Origin of the sequence: Variovorax sp. VNK109 (genome assembly GCF_049445855.1) — a bacterium.
GTDB lineage: Bacteria > Pseudomonadota > Gammaproteobacteria > Burkholderiales > Burkholderiaceae_C > JAGOCV01.
Genome location: NZ_JBMSDV010000002.1, coordinates 603,062 through 619,778 on the forward strand (window position 1 = coordinate 603,062; position 16,717 = coordinate 619,778).

At 65.8% G+C, this 16,717-nt stretch carries 19 protein-coding genes; 5 read left to right on the forward strand and 14 right to left on the reverse strand.

What is annotated here, in order from left to right:
• Positions 1-3: 3 nt before the first annotated feature.
• From ACO2Q9_RS10410 to lptF, 11 genes are all read right to left on the reverse strand, one after another.
• On the reverse strand, positions 4-162 hold the full coding sequence (locus ACO2Q9_RS10410; protein WP_423310947.1) for a DUF3309 family protein: 159 nt from the start codon (positions 160-162) through the stop codon (positions 4-6).
• A gap of 107 nt (positions 163-269) precedes the next feature.
• On the reverse strand, positions 270-1,445 hold the full coding sequence (locus tag ACO2Q9_RS10415) for a pyridoxal phosphate-dependent aminotransferase (RefSeq protein WP_423310949.1): 1,176 nt from the start codon (positions 1,443-1,445) through the stop codon (positions 270-272).
• 2 nt (positions 1,446-1,447) lie between these two features.
• Positions 1,448-2,395 (reverse strand): CysB family HTH-type transcriptional regulator, encoded by a 948-nt coding sequence (locus tag ACO2Q9_RS10420; RefSeq protein ID WP_423310951.1) that lies wholly within the window; start codon positions 2,393-2,395, stop codon positions 1,448-1,450.
• A 34-nt stretch (positions 2,396-2,429) separates the two neighbouring features.
• Positions 2,430-3,299 (reverse strand): sugar phosphate isomerase/epimerase family protein, encoded by an 870-nt coding sequence (locus tag ACO2Q9_RS10425; RefSeq protein WP_423310953.1) that lies wholly within the window; start codon positions 3,297-3,299, stop codon positions 2,430-2,432.
• The gene (locus ACO2Q9_RS10430) at positions 3,296-4,183 is read right to left on the reverse strand and encodes a VOC family protein (RefSeq protein WP_423310955.1); all 888 of its coding nucleotides are present in this window, start codon (positions 4,181-4,183) and stop codon (positions 3,296-3,298) included. The genes ACO2Q9_RS10425 and ACO2Q9_RS10430 overlap by 4 nt, the downstream gene beginning before the upstream one ends.
• The gene (locus tag ACO2Q9_RS10435) at positions 4,180-5,046 is read right to left on the reverse strand and encodes a shikimate dehydrogenase (protein ID WP_423311248.1); all 867 of its coding nucleotides are present in this window, start codon (positions 5,044-5,046) and stop codon (positions 4,180-4,182) included. The genes ACO2Q9_RS10430 and ACO2Q9_RS10435 overlap by 4 nt, the downstream gene beginning before the upstream one ends.
• 80 nt (positions 5,047-5,126) lie before the next feature.
• Positions 5,127-6,134 carry a TRAP transporter substrate-binding protein gene (locus ACO2Q9_RS10440; RefSeq protein WP_423310957.1) on the reverse strand — a complete coding sequence of 336 codons (1,008 nt, stop codon included), beginning with the start codon at positions 6,132-6,134 and terminating at the stop codon, positions 5,127-5,129.
• Positions 6,135-6,229: 95 nt separating this feature from the next.
• Positions 6,230-6,910, reverse strand: a complete 681-nt coding sequence (locus ACO2Q9_RS10445; RefSeq protein WP_423310959.1) for a TetR/AcrR family transcriptional regulator — start codon at positions 6,908-6,910, stop codon at positions 6,230-6,232.
• A 4-nt stretch (positions 6,911-6,914) separates the two neighbouring features.
• Positions 6,915-7,280, reverse strand: a complete 366-nt coding sequence (locus tag ACO2Q9_RS10450) for a sirohydrochlorin chelatase (RefSeq protein ID WP_423310961.1) — start codon at positions 7,278-7,280, stop codon at positions 6,915-6,917.
• A gap of 12 nt (positions 7,281-7,292) precedes the next feature.
• Complete coding sequence (lptG, locus tag ACO2Q9_RS10455; RefSeq protein ID WP_423310963.1) at positions 7,293-8,396, reverse strand: LPS export ABC transporter permease LptG; 1,104 nt, start codon at positions 8,394-8,396, stop codon at positions 7,293-7,295.
• Positions 8,393-9,499: an LPS export ABC transporter permease LptF gene (gene lptF, locus ACO2Q9_RS10460; RefSeq protein ID WP_423310965.1), complete on the reverse strand. Its 1,107-nt coding sequence runs from the start codon at positions 9,497-9,499 to the stop codon at positions 8,393-8,395. The genes lptG and lptF overlap by 4 nt, the downstream gene beginning before the upstream one ends.
• Positions 9,500-9,523: 24 nt before the next feature.
• Here lptF and ACO2Q9_RS10465 point away from each other — a divergent pair, with 24 nt between their 5' ends.
• The 5 genes from ACO2Q9_RS10465 (at position 9,524) to ACO2Q9_RS10485 (ending at position 14,128) form a co-directional block, all read left to right on the forward strand.
• Positions 9,524-10,996: a leucyl aminopeptidase gene (locus ACO2Q9_RS10465; RefSeq protein WP_423310967.1), complete on the forward strand. Its 1,473-nt coding sequence runs from the start codon at positions 9,524-9,526 to the stop codon at positions 10,994-10,996.
• Between the two features lie 37 nt (positions 10,997-11,033).
• Complete coding sequence (locus tag ACO2Q9_RS10470) at positions 11,034-11,468, forward strand: DNA polymerase III subunit chi (protein WP_423310969.1); 435 nt, start codon at positions 11,034-11,036, stop codon at positions 11,466-11,468.
• 11 nt (positions 11,469-11,479) lie between these two features.
• Positions 11,480-11,842: a hypothetical protein gene (locus ACO2Q9_RS10475; RefSeq protein WP_423310971.1), complete on the forward strand. Its 363-nt coding sequence runs from the start codon at positions 11,480-11,482 to the stop codon at positions 11,840-11,842.
• 132 nt (positions 11,843-11,974) lie between these two features.
• Positions 11,975-13,171: a branched-chain amino acid ABC transporter substrate-binding protein gene (locus ACO2Q9_RS10480; RefSeq protein WP_423310973.1), complete on the forward strand. Its 1,197-nt coding sequence runs from the start codon at positions 11,975-11,977 to the stop codon at positions 13,169-13,171.
• Between the two features lie 108 nt (positions 13,172-13,279).
• Complete coding sequence (locus tag ACO2Q9_RS10485; RefSeq protein WP_423310975.1) at positions 13,280-14,128, forward strand: GntR family transcriptional regulator; 849 nt, start codon at positions 13,280-13,282, stop codon at positions 14,126-14,128.
• Positions 14,129-14,131: 3 nt separating this feature from the next.
• Here ACO2Q9_RS10485 and ACO2Q9_RS10490 read toward each other — a convergent pair whose 3' ends face one another.
• From ACO2Q9_RS10490 to ACO2Q9_RS10500, 3 genes are read right to left on the reverse strand one after another with little or no spacing between them, the layout of a single operon-like run.
• Entirely contained in the window at positions 14,132-14,983 is an 852-nt protein-coding gene (locus ACO2Q9_RS10490; protein WP_423310977.1) for an ATP-binding cassette domain-containing protein, read from the reverse strand.
• Entirely contained in the window at positions 14,976-15,887 is a 912-nt protein-coding gene (locus ACO2Q9_RS10495; RefSeq protein ID WP_423310979.1) for an ABC transporter ATP-binding protein, read from the reverse strand. Before ACO2Q9_RS10495 ends, ACO2Q9_RS10490 begins: the two co-directional genes overlap by 8 nt.
• Entirely contained in the window at positions 15,884-16,711 is an 828-nt protein-coding gene (locus ACO2Q9_RS10500) for an ABC transporter permease (protein ID WP_423310981.1), read from the reverse strand. The genes ACO2Q9_RS10495 and ACO2Q9_RS10500 overlap by 4 nt, the downstream gene beginning before the upstream one ends.
• Positions 16,712-16,717 lie beyond the last annotated feature (6 nt).

Sequence of the window (16,717 nt, forward strand, 5' to 3'; positions counted from 1 at the left end):
GCGTCAGATGTGGCCCATGACGGCCAGCAGCACGACGACCACGACCACGAGGCCCAGACCGCCGCTCGGACCGTAGCCCCAGTTTTTGCTGTAACCCCAGGTGGGTAGTGCGCCGATCAGGATGAGCAGCAGCACGATCAGCAGGATGAATGACAGGGACATGATGTTCTCTCCATCGGGTTGTTGATGGAGCGATCTTGGTCCCTGCCGCGCGCAGCGCAGGCAGGCGCAAGGCGCGACGCGCTGTGGGGGCAGTCTTACAACCGGACTTACAGGCGTGCGAGGCGGTCCAGCGCAGCTTTCAGCGTCTCGTCCTTCTTCGCGTAGCAAAAGCGCACCACGCGCTGGTCGAACCCGTCTGCATAGAACGCGGACAGCGGAATGGCCGCGACGCCGATCTCACCCGTCAGCCACAGGCAGAAATCGGCTTCGGAAAGATCCTTCTCGGGCACGGCCAGGTCGGAGATGTCCACGCACTGGAAGTAGCTGCCTTGGCTGGGCAGCAGTTTGAAACGCGTGCGCGACAGGCCTTCGCGGAACAGGTCGCGCTTGTGCTGGTAGAAGGCCGGCAGCGAGGTATAGGGCTCGGGATCGGCCATGAAGCTGGCCAGGCCGTGTTGCACCGGTGTGTTCACGGTGAACACGTTGAACTGGTGCACTTTGCGGAATTCGTGCGTGAAGGCGGCAGGTGCAGCCACGTAGCCTACCTTCCAGCCTGTCACGTGGTAGGTCTTGCCGAAGCTGGACACGATGAACGCGCGCGCAGCCAGACCGGGGAAACGCGCCGCGCTCTGGTGCTGCTGGCCGTCGTAGACCATGTGCTCGTACACCTCATCGCTGATCAGCAGCACGTCGGTGGGCGCGAGGAGTGCCTCGAGTTTGAGCATGTCCTCGCGCGACCAGACGGTGGCGCTCGGGTTGTGCGGCGAGTTGACGATGATGGCGCGCGTGCGTGGCGTCATGGCCGCGGCGATCTTGTCGAAGTCGGGGCGGAAGGTGCCGGGGATCAGCGGCACGCGGACCGTGGTGCCGCCAGCGAGGTCGATGTTGGGCACGTAGCTGTCGTAGCACGGGTCGAGCACGATGACTTCGTCGCCCGGCCGCACCACGGCCAGGATGATGGTGATGATGGCCTGCGTCGCGCCGGCCGTGATGGTGATCTCGCTGCCTGCGTCGTACGTGTGACCGTACATCGCGGCGATCTTGGCCGAAATGGCTTCGCGCAGCGCGGGCACACCGGTCATGGGCGGGTACTGGTTCAGACCACCCTGCATGGCAGCCGTGACGGCATTGACGAGCTTGGGGTCGCAGTTGAAATCGGGGAAGCCCTGGCCGAGGTTGACGGCACCTTTCTCGGCCGCCAGCGCGGACATCACGGTGAAGATGGTGGTGCCGACGGCGGGCAGCTTGGTTTCGAGGGCGGGGGTGTGGACTGCAGTGGTCATGGTCAGAGATCGTAGTCGGATGCGTTGCCGGTGAGCGCTTTGCCGATCAGGTTCCGGTCGAGCCTGTCGCTCAGCAGTTCGGCGAACTTGAAGACAAAGTTGCGCAGGTAGGCGCCGCGCTTGAACGCTACACGAGCAACGTTCATGCCGATCAGGTGGCCGAGCGGGCGTGACACCAGATCGGCATTGTTGCCCGCGTCTTCACGCACCGCCATCTCGGCCACGATGCCGATGCCCAGACCCAGGCGCACGTAGGTCTTGATCACGTCCGAGTCGATGGCTTCGAGCGCGATGCGCGGCGTGAGTTTCTTCGCGGCGAATGCGTTGTCGATGCGCGTGCGGCCGGTGAACGACGGGTGGTAGGTGATGAGGGGCTCGGCCGCAATGTCGTCCAGCGTCAGGCGTTCCTTCTTGGCGAGCGGATGGTCGGCAGGCACCACCAGCGCGTGCTGCCATTCGTAGCAGGGCAGTGTGACGAGTTCGGAGTAGTCCGACAGCGATTCCGTCGCGATGCCGATCTCGGCGATCTCGTCGATCACCATGCGGGCCACCTGGTCCGGGGCACCCTGGTGCAGGCTCACGTTGACCTTGGGATACGCCTCGCGCAGCTTGGCCACGGGCACCGGCAGCACATAGCGCGCCTGGGTGTGCGTCGTCGCAATGGAGAGCGTGCCGCTGTCCTGTGCGCTGAACTGCTCGCCGATGCGCTTGAGGTTGCCCACCTCGCGCATGATGAGCTCGATGCTTTTCAGGACGTGTTCGCCGGGTTCGGTGATGCGCTTGAGGCGTTTGCCGTGGCGCGCGAAGATTTCCACGCCGAGCTCTTCTTCCAGCTCGATGATCGCTTTGGACACGCCCGGCTGCGAGGTGTGCAGCGCCTTGGCGGCTTCAGTCAGGTTCAGGTTGCGCCGGGCCGCCTCCTGCACAAATCGGAACTGATGCAGATTCATAACTATTTGATTGAAAGAGTTGAATCATTATGCATCAGCCATCTATGGGAAGTGCCCCCGGACGATGCAGCACGTCGTCGTGCAGCCAGACCGCGCTGCGGCGTGCCCGCTCGGCCACGAACGCCGGCGGCATCTGCTGGTAGTCGTCGTTGAACACCTCGAAGCTGTAGTCACCCCGGTAGCCGATACGCTCCAGTGCCAGCAACATGCCGGTGAGCTGCTCCTCGTGCACGCCTTCGCCGGGGAACACGCGGTAGGTGCGCGCCGTGGCCATGCGTTCCTCGAACGTTTTCGTTTCCTGCCAGAGGAAGTCGGACAGTTGCACGAGAAAGATCCGGTCCGCGTCGATGTCGTCCAGCGCATCCAGCGGCGTGCGCGCGGCGAGGATGTGGAAGGAGTCGAGGCAGACGCCCAGATTGGGGCTGTCGGCGCGGCAGACCACGTCCCAAGCGGTGGTGTACTCGTTGATCGTGCGGCCCCACGAGAGGCCTTCGTATGCGATTCGGATGCCCAGTGGCTGCGCGAGCATCGCGAGCTTGCGCAGGTCCTTCGCGATCGCGTCCATGTCCTGCGTGGCGTGGGCCGAAGTGGAGGAGCAGGCCAGCAGCACGCGCGAGCCGACGGCTTCGCACATGCGCAGCATCTGCTTGGCGATGTCCACCTTGTAGGCATGCAGGTGGCCCGACAGGCCTTCGAAATCACGCAGCACCTGGAAGCCCGTGGCCCGCAGGCCGCTCGCGCGCAAGGCGGCGGCTGCCGCGTCGGCGCCGCCCGGGTGGCTGGTGAGGTCGCGGGCATTGAGCATCACCTGCCCGAAACCGGCTTCGGCGATGGCCTGCAGCTTGGCTTCCAGCGGACCCGCCAGCGTGATGGTGTCCATGCCGAAAGCGTGCAGGTGGTTCATGGCGCGCTGCGGTGGACGAGTTCGAAGGCAACGGAGCCGAGCACCGGCTGCGTGAGCGCACCGCGGTCTTCGGGGTGCAACCGTTCCGATTCGACGAAGTGCACGCCACGTTGCTTGAGTGTGGCCACGGCCTGCGCCACGTCCGCCACGCCCAGGCCGATGCGCTCCAGCGATTCGCGTCCGGGGCCGTCGTCGAATGACGGGTCGGGCTCCACCAGTTGCCACAGGAAGCTTCCGCAGGGGCTGCACAGCAGGGTGCCCTTGGGCATGATGCCGAAGCGGCGCTCGGCGGGCATGGTGGTGAAGCCGAGCATCTCCTCGTAGAACGCGATCCAGTCCGCGCTGCGCGCCACGCCGATGTATTGGACGATGCCGAAGTAGTCCATGCCGCAGAGCGCGGGCGGCTTCGTGTCGACACCGGGGATCGGCACGAAGTCGATGTCCCAGATCGGGATGCCGGTGCGCCGGTCGATGAAATGGAATCGGCTGCCGCCGGGGCCGAGGATGGCGGGGATGAGCAGCTCCATCGCCCGGGCATGGCTCGGGGCGTCCCACGCACCCAGGTCCACACAGCGCCGGTGTGCGATCGCCGCGTCCTGCACGCGCAGGCCGACCGCCGAAAGCACCGGCACGCCGCCTTCGAGCGCGCTCACGCGTGCGTCGTCCGGATGCGCGTTGACGATGAGGTTCATGCTGCCCTGGCGGTACAGCGTGACCTCGCGCGAGCGGTGGCGCGCGACCGGCCGGAAACCCATCGTTTCCAGCACCTGCCCGAGCGCCTGCGGGCGCGGCGTCGCGTATTCGATGAATTCGATGCCCGACAGGCCGAGCGGGTTCGGCGGGGCAGGGATGGCTTCGCGTGAAGCCGGGCTGGCAGTCTTCATGCGGTGCCCCTGCTGGCGATCATGGCGTGGAAGTGCGCTTCCATGCGCGCGGCGTCCGGCTTGCGGCCGGTGAAGAGTTCGAACGCGCCGACCGCCTGGCCGACAGCCATCTTGCCGCCGTCCACCACCTCGCAGCCCAGCGCGCGCGCGACGCGCAGGAGTTCGGTCTCGAGCGGGAAGTACACCACCTCGGCGACCCAAAGCGGCGGCCTCAGCAGGGCGGACGGCACCGGCAGGCCGGGCAGCTTCACCATGCCGGTGGGGGTGGCGTGCACGAGGCCGCTTGCACCGTCCAGCGCTGCTTCGATGCGGTCGGTGGCCAGTATCGATGCTGCGGGATGGAGCCGCTGCAGTGCGTCTGCCAATGCGCGTGAGCGTTCGGGCAACTGGTCGGCGATGCGCAGTTCGCGCGTGCCCATCCGCAGCAATGCGTGCGCGATGGCCGAGCCCGCGCCGCCCGCGCCCTGCAGCACCACGCAGCACAGGTTCGCGTTCGGCAAGCTGCGACGGAAGCCCCAGGCCCAGCCTGAACCGTCGGTGTTGTGGCCGACCATGCGGCCCTCGTGCATCACCACCGTGTTGACCGCGCCCATGGCCCGCGCATCGGGCGACAGGTCGTCCAGCAGCGGCACGATGGCCTGCTTGCACGGGAAAGTGACATTGACACCGCCGAAGCCGATGGCCTGCAGCGCAGAAAGCAGGGCGGGGAGTTCCGGTGGCCGGCCCGGGGAGGCGTCGAGGTCGATCAGCTGGTAGTGCAGCCGCAAGCCGTGGTGCCGGGCCTCTTCCTCATGCATGGCAGGCGAGAGCGAGCGCTGGATGCCGGCGCCGATCAGGCCGACGAGGAGCTTGTCGCCCGTCAGGGTTCGCGTGGCCTGTTCGATGCTGTCGTTCGCGCCCATGTACTTCGCGCCCATGTACTGCCTTGCTCCCGCCCCCCTGATTACTTGCGCACCTTGGCGATCTCCGCCATCAGTTCCTTGACGGACGCTTCGCCCACCGTGGCGGCGTATTTGTCGATCACCGGCTTCATGCGCTCGCGCAGCTTCGCCAGTTCGGCGGGCGGCAGTTCGGTCACCTGCATCCCGGCCTTCTTCAACTGGTCCAGTTGCGCGGCGGCCTGCTCGCGCGAAACCTGACGCTGGTATTTGCCGGCCTCGTTCGCGGCGTCCTGCAGGATCTGGCGGTCACCGGCGGACAGCTGGTCCCAGAAGCGCTTGCTGACGATGACGGACTGCGGGTTGTACTGGTGGTTGGTGAGCGCGAGGTGCTTCTGCACTTCGGCGAACTTGTTGGCCAGGATCACGCTCAGCGGGTTCTCCTGCCCGTCCACTGCGCGCTGCTCCAGTGCGGCGTACAGCTCGGGGAAGGCGAGGGGCGTGGGGTTGGCGTCCAGCGCCTTCACCCAGTCGATGTTGATGGGGTTGGGAATCACGCGCAGCTTCAGGCCGCCAATGTCTTCGACCTTGTGGATGGCGCGGCGGCTGTTGGTGAGGTTGCGAAAGCCCAGTTCCCAGTAAGCCAGGCCGATGAGGCCACGGTCGGTGAGCTTCGCGTGCAGGCTCTTGCCGAACGGACCGTCCACCACGGCGTCGGCTTCCTGGGGTGTGGAGAAGAGGAAGGGGAAGTCGTAGACGGCGAATTCCTTCACCTGTGCGGCCAGGATGCCGGAGTTCAGCACCGTCATCTCGACCGTGCCGCCTTGCAGCGCCGACACCGTCTGGACGTCGCTGCCCAGCGAGCCGCCGGGGAACAACTGCACCTTGAGCTTGCCGCCGGACTTCGCCGCGACGATTTCGGCGAAGCGCTCGGCGCCGATCACGGCCGGATGGCCGGCAGGGTTCTGCAGGCCGACCTTGATGGTGCGTTCCTGCGCGATGGCGGTACCCGTGGTGCCAATTGCGCAGACCGCCAGCGCGGCGGCGAGTGTCTTGAGGAAGACGCGTTTCATGGTGATGTCTCCTTGGATCTGGTTGGTTTCTCCAAAATGTACGAACTGGTTAGTTTTGTCGCATGAGGACTTTCCCGCAGGCCGGGCGGACGGGATTACTTGCGGACGTGGCGCACGACCATCTCGACGATGCTGTCGCGCCGCGCATTCATGGCCCGGGCGGTCTCGAGGTTGCGCTTGAAGATCAGCGAGAAGGTGTGGTGGTTCGCCACGTTGAAGAAACTCAGGGCGCTGATGGACATGTGCAGGTCCACCGGGTCGAGCCCGGCGCGGAACACGCCGCCCTGCACGCCGCGCTCGTAAACCTCGCGCACCGCGCTGATGGCGGGGACGTTGAGCTTGTGGATCAGCTTGCTCTGCGCGAGGAATTCACCGCGATGGATGTTTTCGTTCATCACGAGGCGGATGAAGTCCGGGTTGGCGCGCTGGTAGTCCACCGTGAAGGCGACGAGCTTGCGCAGTGCGGCTTCCGGGTCGAGGTCGGCCAGGTGCAGTTCGGCCTCGATGCTGCGGATGCGGTGGTAGGCCTCTTCGAGCACGCGGATGTACAGCGCTTCCTTGCTGCCGAAGTAGTAATAGATCATGCGCTTGCTGGTGCGCATGGCGTCGGCGATCACATCGATGCGTGCGCCGGCGAAGCCCTTTTCCGCGAACTCGCGCGTCGCGACTTCGATGATGTCCGCGACCGTGCGCTCGGGGTCGTTGGTCCGGGCGGCCGTCGTGCGTGGCGCTGTCTTGCGCGGCGTCTTGTGCGGCGTCTTGTGCGGCGTTGCCATGCGTTCAGCCCCGGCCCAGCGCGATGCGCGCCAGCAGATCGACCAGCACGGCGGATTCCCCGACGGCAGGCGCCAGCTCGAACGCCACCTGCGGATGCCTGATCTTCAGCTCGGCCACCAGACGGGGAATGTCTTCCCGTGCATGCTTGCCGACGCCCAGCAGCATCGGGACGATGCGGATGTTTTGCGCGCCGTTGCCGACCAGCGTCGCGCCGGCCTGCGCCAGGGTCGGCTCGCTCAATTCGAGATACGCGCACAGTGCGGGCGTGAACGGCGAGAGAAGGGCGATCTGCCTGGCCACTGCTTCCATGGGCGCGCGCCACGCGGGGTCGCGCGAGCCGTGGGCAAGCAGGATGACGGCGTGGCTCAAGCTGGTGTCCCGCTATCTGCGCAGCACCAGCCAGCCGAACGCACCCAGCGAGAACACCGAGTAGATCAACCCCGGAGCCGCCGCCGTGAGCCACGGCCGCCAGTTCTGCAGGTTGCCGATGTAGCCGAACACGTTGTTCAGCAGGAAGAAACTGATGCCGATCATCACGCCGCTGAACACATAGGCGGCAAGGCCGCCCGAGCGGAAATGCAGGTAGGCAAAGGGCAGCGCCAGCACCACCATCACCAGGCAACTGAGCGGGTAGAACACCTTGCGCCAGAACTCGATCTCGTAGCGCTGCGCGGTCTGGCCGTTGGCGTCCAGGTGGTTGATGTACTGGAACAGGTCGATGGTGCGCATGCGATCCGGCTTGAGCAGCGCGACAGACACCATTTCGGCCGTGATCTCCGTGGGCCAGCGGTAGGTGGCCATTTCGCTGTGCTGCACGATGGCCCGGTCGGCGCCGGTGCTGAATTCGCTGCGTTCGGCGTTCTCGAGCAGCCAGGCCCCGTCGTTGCCGAAGCGGGCCGTGGGGGCCTGTGTGGTCGAGACCATGCGCCCCTGGTTGTCGAACTCGAAGATGCGGATGTTGTGCATGTCGCCATCGGCGTTGAGCGAGCCGACATTGGTGGCGAACGAACTGTACGGCTGCTTTTCCTTGAGCCACGCGCCGGTTTGCCCGATGGAGATGCGGCCTGTGTAACGTGACTTGAGCAGTTGCGCGGTGCGGTCGGCTGCAGGCGCGACATAGTCACCCACGGCGAAGGTCAGCACCACGAACGATGCGCCCAGCACGAGCAGCGTGCGCATCGCCTTCCACGGACCGAGCCCGCTCGTGCGCAGGATGGTGTATTCCGAACTCTGGGCGAAACGCGCCATCACGAAAATCGTGCCGATCAGCACGGCGATGGGCAGCAGCTCGTACAAATGGCTGGGAACCAGCAGCGCCACATACATCAGCGCATGCGTGATCTGGTAGCCGTCGGGCCCGCTCCTGCCGATGTTGGGCAATTCGTCCACCAGGTCGAAGAAGAAGAAGAGCGCGAGGAAGCCCACGGCGACGAAGGCCACGGCGGCCAGCACTTCTCCGTAGATCAGGCGTCGGATGGTTCTCATGCCGTGACTCCATGGGGATGGCGGCGGCGCAGCAGATTCATGACCGACCAGTTGTTGTGGCGCTTGGCCAGCCACAGCAGCGCCAGCGCGAGGATGCCGCCATGCAGGCCGAGCAGCAGCACGCCGAAGCCCACGCGGCCCGAGGCCACCCAGCTCTGGCCGAGGTTGAGCAGGTTGAAATACACCACGAAGGAGAAGAGGGCGAAGATCAGGTTGCCGCTGCGCCCCGCGCGCGGGTTCACGCTGGACACTGCAATCGCCAGCACGACGAAGTTGAAAGCCGCCAGTGCCAGGCCGATGCGCCAGGCCAGCTCACCCAGATTGATGGGTGTGGGATCGCGCAGCAGCGTGAGGGTGCTGCGCGTCTTGGTGGGCGCGCTGTCCTGGCTGCCCAGCGCGTTCGAGCCGACCTGCGTGCCGTATTCCTCGAACTCGCTCACGCGCAGCTCGGGCTTGTCATTCGTGGTGTCCAGCCGCTGGCCGTTCTGCAGCATCAGGAACTGCGAATCGTTGATCGTCTGGACGCGGCCGGTGCGGGCCGAGGTGATGGACTGCTTGCCCTTTTCGTTGATCGAGATAAACACGTTGCTGCCCGTTGTGCCGCCAGCGGTTTCCTTGTCGATGAAAAACACGCGCGTACCGCCGGAAGACTCCTGGAACTGGCCGGGCGCGATGCGTTCCAGGTCGCCGCGCTGTTGGTAGCGGTCCCGCAGATCCTGCGACTGCTGGTTGGCCCATGGCCACACGCCCAGCGCGAGCACGGCGATCACCACGAGCACGGGCCACGCAAAGCGCATCAGCGGCCCGATGAAACCGGCCAGTCCGCGCCCGGCGGCGAACCAGATGACGACTTCGCTGTCCTGGTACATGCGCGATAGCGTGCCCACGATGGCGATGAACAGGCTCAGGCTCAGGATGGTGGGCAACTGGCCCATGACCGTGTACCCCATCACCAGCATCACGTCGGACGGGTTGACGCTGCCCTTGGTGGCCAGGCCGAGCGTGCGGATCAGCATCATCGTCATGACGATGGTGACCAGGACGACCAGCGTGGCCCCGAAGCTGCGGGCCAGCTCCTTGCGGAGCGAGGAATGGAATAACATCGGTTCGAAGGAAAAGCGTTGATTATGGACTTTCAGACCAAGACCCTGAGCCTCGTGGCGGCTGCCAGCGAGAAGACCGATGCCCTCGTGGTGCTGATCACCGAAGGCGCCAAGCCGGGCAAGGACGTGCTGTCGAAGCTGGCCGGCGAAGCCATCGCCGCCGGTGACTTCGACCCCAAGGCCGGCAAGCTGCTCTCCCTGTACAAGCCGGCGGGCGTTTCGGCGCGCCGCGTGTTGCTGGCGGGCGCGGGTGACGGGTCGGCCAAGGCGGTGCGCGCGGCCGTGGCGTCCGCGGTCGGCATGCTCAAGTCGCAGCCGGTGCGCAAGCTGGTGGTGCTTTTTGCCGGGCCGCCTTCCGATGCGGCCATCCAGGCCAGTGTGGTCGCTGCGGCCGAGTCCAGCTATGCGTACACCACCACCAAGTCCAAGGCGGAGGGCCGCAAGATCACCACGGTGACACTCGGCGTGCCGGACGCCGCCAAGGTGCGCGCGCAGGTCGCGCGGGCCGCCGGCACGGTGGCAGGCATCGAATTCGCCAAGGAATGGGGCAACCGCCCGCCCAATCACGCCACACCCACGCTGCTGGGCGAAGCCGCCCGCTCGCTGGCGCGCAAGGGCGGCATCCAGTGCGAAGTGCTGGGCCCCAAGGAAGTGGCCAGGCTCGGCATGGGTTCGTTCATGGCGGTGGCACAGGGCTCCGAAGAGCCGCTGCGTTTCATCGTGCTGAAGTACAACGGCGCGGCCAGGTCGGTGACGCCGGTCGTGCTGGTGGGCAAGGGCATCACCTTCGACACCGGTGGCATCTCCATCAAGCCGGCCGGCGAGATGGACGAGATGAAGTTCGACATGTGCGGCGCGGCCAGCGTGCTGGGCGTGTTCCGCGCGCTGGCGGACATCCAGCCTGCGGTGAACGTGGTCGGGATCATCCCCGCCTGCGAGAACATGCCCGACGGGCGCAGCCTGAAGCCGGGCGACGTGGTCACCAGCATGAGCGGCCAGACCATCGAGGTGCTCAACACCGACGCCGAGGGGCGCCTGATCCTGTGCGACGCGCTGACGTATGCCGAACGCTTCAAGCCGGCGGCGGTGGTGGACATCGCCACGCTCACCGGTGCCTGCGTCATTGCGCTGGGCGGCGTGCGCAGCGGACTGTTCGCCAGCGACGACAAGCTGGCTGCCGACCTGCAGTCCGCCGGCGACCGCGCGCAGGACCTGTGCTGGCGCATGCCGCTGGATGACGACTACGCAGAAGGCCTGAAGACCAATTTCGCCGACGTTGCCAACGTGGCGGGCCGCGCGGGCGGGGCCATCACCGCGGCCAAGTTCCTGCAGCGCTTTGCGGGCAGCTTCGCGTGGGCGCATCTGGACATTGCGGGCACCGCATGGAAAAGCGGCGGCGCCAAGGGCTCGACCGGCCGCCCGGTGCCCCTGCTGCTCGAGTACCTGCTGGCCCGGCAGCCTGCACCGGCGGCGAAGGCCGCACGCAAGGCGCGCTGAGCGCAGCGTCGCACTGATTTCCGATGACCGGGTTCCGATGACCGAGATCGCCTTCCACTTCAACGCGCCGGACAAGGTGGCCTACGCCTGCCGGCTGCTGCGCAAGGCGGTGGCCAGCAAGGCCCGGGTCGTGGTGACCGGGGATTCCGCGACGCTCGGGCAACTGGACGTGGCGCTATGGACCTTCGGCGCACTCGAATTCCTGCCGCATTGCCGCAGTGCGGCGAACGCATCGGTCAAGGCGCAATCACCCGTGTACCTGACCGAAAGCAGCCGCGAGACGCCACACCAGCAGGTGCTGGTCAACCTCGGCGGCGAGGTTCCGGCCGGTTTCGAGCGCTATGAGCGCCTGATCGAAGTGGTGACACTGGACGATGACGACCGTGGGCAGGCCCGCAGCCGCTGGAAGCACTACACCGACCGCGGTTACCCGATCGTGCGGCACGACCTCAATCTCAAACCTCCAACCTGAAAGCCGCGCCCATGAACGCGCCCAACCGCACGCCGCCACGCTTCGTTCCCACGCTCACGGAGGTCGTGCAGGGGCAGGCCGACGTCGCTGTAGCGCCGGCTTACGGCGCATCCGGACAGGGTGGCCCCATGGCCCTGTCCCCGCAGATGCAGGAAGCCCTGATCCAGCGCGTGCTGCAGCGTGTGGACCAGACGCTGGCCCTGCGGTTGCGGGAGGCCATCTCGGCCGCTGCACTGCAGCACAGCCAGGCGTTGGCCCAGCACATGCGCGCCGAAATCGAGGCCGTGGTGACCGATCTCGTCGCCCAGGCCGTGGGCAATGAACTGGCCGGCAGACCGCCTGTTGCTTCGGCGCAGAACCCGCAGAAAAACTGATGTTGCCGCCTATCGGCGCGAAAGCCTTGTGCTAGCATCCTTCGCACGGCGCGAGGCCCCGTCAATACACGCTTTTGCGGGCCCGCCGGGTTATAAACCGACACCTTAACTTTTCCGTTCCTGGAGGCTTTTATGCAATTGAAGTGGACCGCGGTCGCCTTGGCCGCAATGCTGGTTGTTGCTTGCGGCAAGAAAGAAGAAGCACCCGCGCCGGCAGCTGCACCTGCAGCCGCTCCCGCTGCGGCACCCGCTGCCGAAACCGTGACCGTCAAGATCGGCCACGTGGGCCCCACGAGCGGTGCCATTGCCCACCTGGGCAAGGACAACGAACTGGGCGCCAAGCTGGCCATCGAGGAACTGAACGCCAAGGGCGTGAAGATCGGCTCGGCCACCGCCAAGTTCGAACTGCTGGCCGAAGACGACGGCGCCGATCCGAAGCAAGGCACTGCTGCTGCCCAGAAGCTGGTCGACAGCAAGGTCAACGGCGTGGTCGGCCACCTGAACTCCGGCACCACCATCCCCGCCTCCAAGATCTACAGCGACGCTGGCATTCCCCAGGTCTCCCCCTCCGCAACCAACCCCAAGTACACGCAACAAGGCTTCAAGACCGCCTTCCGCGTGGTGGCCAATGACGGCCAACTGGGCGGCACGCTGGGCAAGTACGCTGTCGACACCCTCAAGGGCAAGTCCATCGTCGTGATCGACGATCGTACCGCCTACGGCCAGGGCGTGGCTGAAGAATTCGAGAAGGCAGTCAAGGCTGCCGGCGGCGAAATCAAGGGCCACGAATTCACCACCGACAAGTCGACCGACTTCAACGCCATCCTGACCAAGCTGAAGTCCGCCAAGCCGGACGTGCTGTTCTACGGCGGCATGGACGCTGTGGCCGGCCCGATGATCAAGCAAGCCAAGCAACTGGGCCTGAAGGTCAAGTTCATGGGCGGCGACGGCATCTGCACGGCTGAACTGCCCAAGCTGTCCGGCGACACGCTGGCCGACGAGCAAGTGGTGTGCGCCGAAGCCGGCGGTGTGGACGGTGACCTGAAGGCAGGCCTGGACGCATTCAAGACCAAGTTCAAGGAAAAGAACGGTGTGGAAGTCCAGATCTACGCCCCCTACGTCTATGACGCCGTGAACGTGATCGTTGCTGCCATGGAAAAGGCCGGTTCCGCAGACCCGGCCAAGTACCTGCCCGAACTCGCCAAGATCGAGTACAAGGGCGTGACCGGCAACATCGCCTTCGACGACAAGGGCGACATCAAGAACGGCGCGCTGACCCTGTACACCTACAAGGGTGGCAAGCGCGAGCAGATCGCCGTCGTTCGCTGATCCCGACTTTTTGACGGATTGAAAGAGGCCCTTCGGGGCCTCTTTTCATTGTTGCTTCGGAAATACACGGCGTTATCCAGAATCCCGGCCAACTTATACAATCCCTCGATGAGTTCGAGTCAGAGCAGCAACCGTCCGGTTGCGTGGGGGCCGCGTGCCGGGGTGCCGCGTGATGACATGCCGCGAACGCTGGCGGGACAGACGGCGCGCAAGCTCCGGCAGGACATCATCCAGGGCAAACTCCAGCCTGGTGAACGTCTGACTTTCGAGCGCCTCACGCGCATGTACGAAGTGGGCAGCAGTCCGTTGCGTGAAGCCCTGTTCCAGGTGGCCGCGGAAGGGCTCGTGCACGGTGAGGACCACAAGGGATTCATCGTTGCGCCCATCAATCTCGGCGAGATGATGGATGTGTCGTCGCTGCGCGCCCAGCTCGAGATGTTCGCGGCCTCCCTGTCCATCGAGCATGGCGGCGAAGAGTGGGAGACCCGTGTGCTCAGTGCTTCGCACCGTCTCAAGCGCGCCGAAGTCGCCCTGCGGCAGGCCGGTCCCGAGCAACGCCGCGCGGCCGAAGACGACTGGGAGCAGCGTCACCGCGAATTCCATTACGCCCTGTGCAGCGCATGCGGTTCGCCCTGGGCATTGCACTTCTTCGACCAGCTTTACGACCAGCTCGAGCGGTACAGGCGCCATTTCTGGCAGTACGCCGAGCGCGCGGAAGCCGCCGATGACGAGCACGAAAGCATCCTGCAGGCCGCGCTTGCCCACGATCGTGAGAAGACGACGAGTCTGCTGAAGGCGCACTTCCAGAAGCAGGCGGCGCTCACCACGGACGCGATGCAGGTCGATCCGCAGAGGCTGCAGGAAATTTCTTCCCCGGCCATGCGTGGCGAAGAGGCGGGTGGCGCATCTGCCACGAAGCCGGCGCCCCGCCGCGGCCGTCCCCGCCGCGTCGCCTGAGATTCAGCCGCCCGCTGCGGCCGTCCCTACTTCTTCGTCCTGGTCCGCCGTGTCGAGCCAGTGCGGGTCGACTTCGGGCAGCGGGATGGCGCGCAGCAGCTTGCGCGTGTAGGCATGTTCCGGCTGCGCGAAGACCGCTTTCGTGTCGCCGGTCTCGACCACCTGGCCCGATCGCATGACGACGATGCGATCGCACACGGCGCGCACGACCGAGAGGTCATGGCTGATCAGCACGACGCCCATGCCGGTGCGCGCGCGAAGTTCGTTGAGCAATTCGAGAATCTGTGCCTGCACCGATACATCGAGGCCTGACACGATTTCGTCCGCGATCACAAGCGACGGGCGCAGCGCAATGGCGCGCGCGAGGCCGATACGCTGGCGCTGGCCGCCCGAGAGCTGATGGGCATAGCGCTTGAGGAAATCTTTCGGCAGGCCGACTTCTGTGATCAGGTCGGCGGCGTTATCGGCGGCTTCCTTCGCCGTGCGCGCGTGACCGAACACCAGGAAGGGCTCAGCCAGGATGTCTCCCAGCGTGCGGCGCGGGTTGAGCGCGGACTGCGAATCCTGGAACACCATCTGCATCTGCTGCCGGTACGGCTGCAGCGCGGACTCGCCGAGATTCGTGATGTCATCGCCCTGGAAGGTCAGCGTGCCGCCCGTCGGCTGGTAGAGGCGGATCAGCGCCCGGGCCAGCGTGCTCTTGCCGGAGCCCGATTCGCCGACGACGCCGACGCATTCGCCCTGGCTCACCTGCAGGTCGATGCCCTTGATGATCTCGACCAGCGGAGGTTTGCCGAACACGGGCTTGCGACTGCGGTCGGGCAGCGCCACGCGGAGGTTCTTCGCTTCAAGCACGGGTAGCCTGCCTTTCCTTATCGTACGCGCGGGCTTCGGCGAGCAGTTGCGCGCGCAGGCTTTCGGGGACGGCCTGCAGCGGCGCATCGGGCTGGTCGTAGCGTGGCGCGGCGGCGAAGAGGGCTCGTGTGTACGGATGCCTGGGAGCGCTGAACACCTCTTGCACCGTACCTGACTCGAGGATGCGGCCTGCGTTGATGACGCTCACCCGGTCGCACACCTTGGCCACGACACCGAGGTCGTGCGTGACGAACAACACCGACGTGCCCACGCGCTGCTGCAGCGACTTGATCAGCTTGAGGATCTGATGCTGCACCGTCACATCGAGCGCGGTGGTCGGCTCGTCCGCAATGATGAGCTTCGGCTCGCAACTGAAAGCGATGGAGATCACCACGCGCTGGCACATGCCGCCCGAGAGCTCGTGCGGATACAGATCGAACACGCGTTGCGGCTCGCGGATCTGCACCGCTTCGAGCATGGCCAGCGCGCGGGCCTTCGCCTCCTGGCTGCTCACGCCGAGGTGGTAACGGATGATGTCGGTGATTTGCCGGCCGATGCGGAACACCGGGTTGAGCGCCGTCATCGGGTTCTGCAGGATCATGGCGATGTCCTTGCCGAGCATGCGGCGGTGCATGCCCGGCGACAGCGAGAGCAGGTTGTGGCCGGCGAATTCGATGGCACCGTCGTCGATGCGCGCCATGGCGGGCAGGATGCCGAGCACGGCCTTGCCCACCATGGTTTTTCCGCCGCCGGATTCACCGACGAGGCCGAGCGTTTCGCCCGGCATCACCGAGAGGTTGACGTTGCGCAGGATCGGTGTGGCCGGGCCGTGGCGCTGTGCGATGGACAGGTGCAGCGACGACACCTGGAGCAGGGGAAGCGTGGGAGATACAGGCGTATTCATCGTTGCATCACCGGGTCGATGGATTGGCGCAGGCCGTCGCCGAAGGCGTTCAGGCCGAGCACGGTCACGATGATCGCCACGATGGGCAGGAACACCGCGAACCAGCCCTGGTTGATGTAGTTGCGGCCGTCCGCGATGATGCTGCCCCAGGTGGCGATGTCGGTGGAGCTGAAGCCGATGAAGCTCAGCAGCGCTTCGACCACGACCGCGCGGCCCATCTCCAGCGAGAAGAGCACTACCAGCATGGGCAGCAGGTTCGGCAGGATTTCCTTGCCGATGATGCGCAAGTTGCGCATGCCCAGCGTGCGGGCAGACGCAACGAATTCCAGTTCGCGCATGGCCATGACTTCGGCGCGGATCACCCGGCAGAAGCGCGTCCAGCCGATCAGGATGATCGCGAGCACCACGGTCGACAGGCCGGGCCCGATGACGGCGGCGAGCACGATGGCCAGCAGCATCGGCGGGAACGACATGAAGATCTCGATGATGCGCGAGATGATCGTGTCGAACCAGCCGCCGTAGTAACCGGCGATGAGTCCCAGCACCACGCCGACCAGGCCGGAGAGCGTGGCGCCGATGAGCATCACCACCAGCGCGGGTCGGGCGCCGTGGATCAGGCGGGACAGGAGGTCGCGCCCGAGATTGTCGGTGCCGAGCCAGTGGTTGGGATCGTTCTGGGCCGACCAGAACGGGGGGAGCAACTGGTCGAGCAGGCTTTGCGCCATCGGGTCGTGCGGCGCGATCCACGGGCCGAAGATGGCGAGGACGAGCAGCACGAGCAGGACGCCGGAGCCGAAAAGCAGTCGGATGTTGGGCAGCTTCATGGGAAT

Coding starts and splice junctions, on each gene's coding strand:
- ACO2Q9_RS10440 (WP_423310957.1), bottom strand. CDS start 6,134: ATGAAACGCGTCTTCCTCAAGACACTCGCCGCCGCGCTGGCGGTCTGC.
- lptG (WP_423310963.1), bottom strand. CDS start 8,396: ATGAGAACCATCCGACGCCTGATCTACGGAGAAGTGCTGGCCGCCGTG.
- ACO2Q9_RS10480 (WP_423310973.1), top strand. CDS start 11,975: ATGCAATTGAAGTGGACCGCGGTCGCCTTGGCCGCAATGCTGGTTGTT.
- ACO2Q9_RS10410 (WP_423310947.1), bottom strand. CDS start 162: ATGTCCCTGTCATTCATCCTGCTGATCGTGCTGCTGCTCATCCTGATC.
- ACO2Q9_RS10475 (WP_423310971.1), top strand. CDS start 11,480: ATGAACGCGCCCAACCGCACGCCGCCACGCTTCGTTCCCACGCTCACG.
- ACO2Q9_RS10465 (WP_423310967.1), top strand. CDS start 9,524: ATGGACTTTCAGACCAAGACCCTGAGCCTCGTGGCGGCTGCCAGCGAG.
- ACO2Q9_RS10485 (WP_423310975.1), top strand. CDS start 13,280: ATGAGTTCGAGTCAGAGCAGCAACCGTCCGGTTGCGTGGGGGCCGCGT.
- lptF (WP_423310965.1), bottom strand. CDS start 9,499: ATGTTATTCCATTCCTCGCTCCGCAAGGAGCTGGCCCGCAGCTTCGGG.
- ACO2Q9_RS10500 (WP_423310981.1), bottom strand. CDS start 16,711: ATGAAGCTGCCCAACATCCGACTGCTTTTCGGCTCCGGCGTCCTGCTC.
- ACO2Q9_RS10425 (WP_423310953.1), bottom strand. CDS start 3,299: ATGAACCACCTGCACGCTTTCGGCATGGACACCATCACGCTGGCGGGT.
- ACO2Q9_RS10470 (WP_423310969.1), top strand. CDS start 11,034: ATGACCGAGATCGCCTTCCACTTCAACGCGCCGGACAAGGTGGCCTAC.
- ACO2Q9_RS10420 (WP_423310951.1), bottom strand. CDS start 2,395: ATGAATCTGCATCAGTTCCGATTTGTGCAGGAGGCGGCCCGGCGCAAC.
- ACO2Q9_RS10495 (WP_423310979.1), bottom strand. CDS start 15,887: ATGAATACGCCTGTATCTCCCACGCTTCCCCTGCTCCAGGTGTCGTCG.
- ACO2Q9_RS10430 (WP_423310955.1), bottom strand. CDS start 4,183: ATGAAGACTGCCAGCCCGGCTTCACGCGAAGCCATCCCTGCCCCGCCG.
- ACO2Q9_RS10445 (WP_423310959.1), bottom strand. CDS start 6,910: ATGGCAACGCCGCACAAGACGCCGCACAAGACGCCGCGCAAGACAGCG.
- ACO2Q9_RS10415 (WP_423310949.1), bottom strand. CDS start 1,445: ATGACCACTGCAGTCCACACCCCCGCCCTCGAAACCAAGCTGCCCGCC.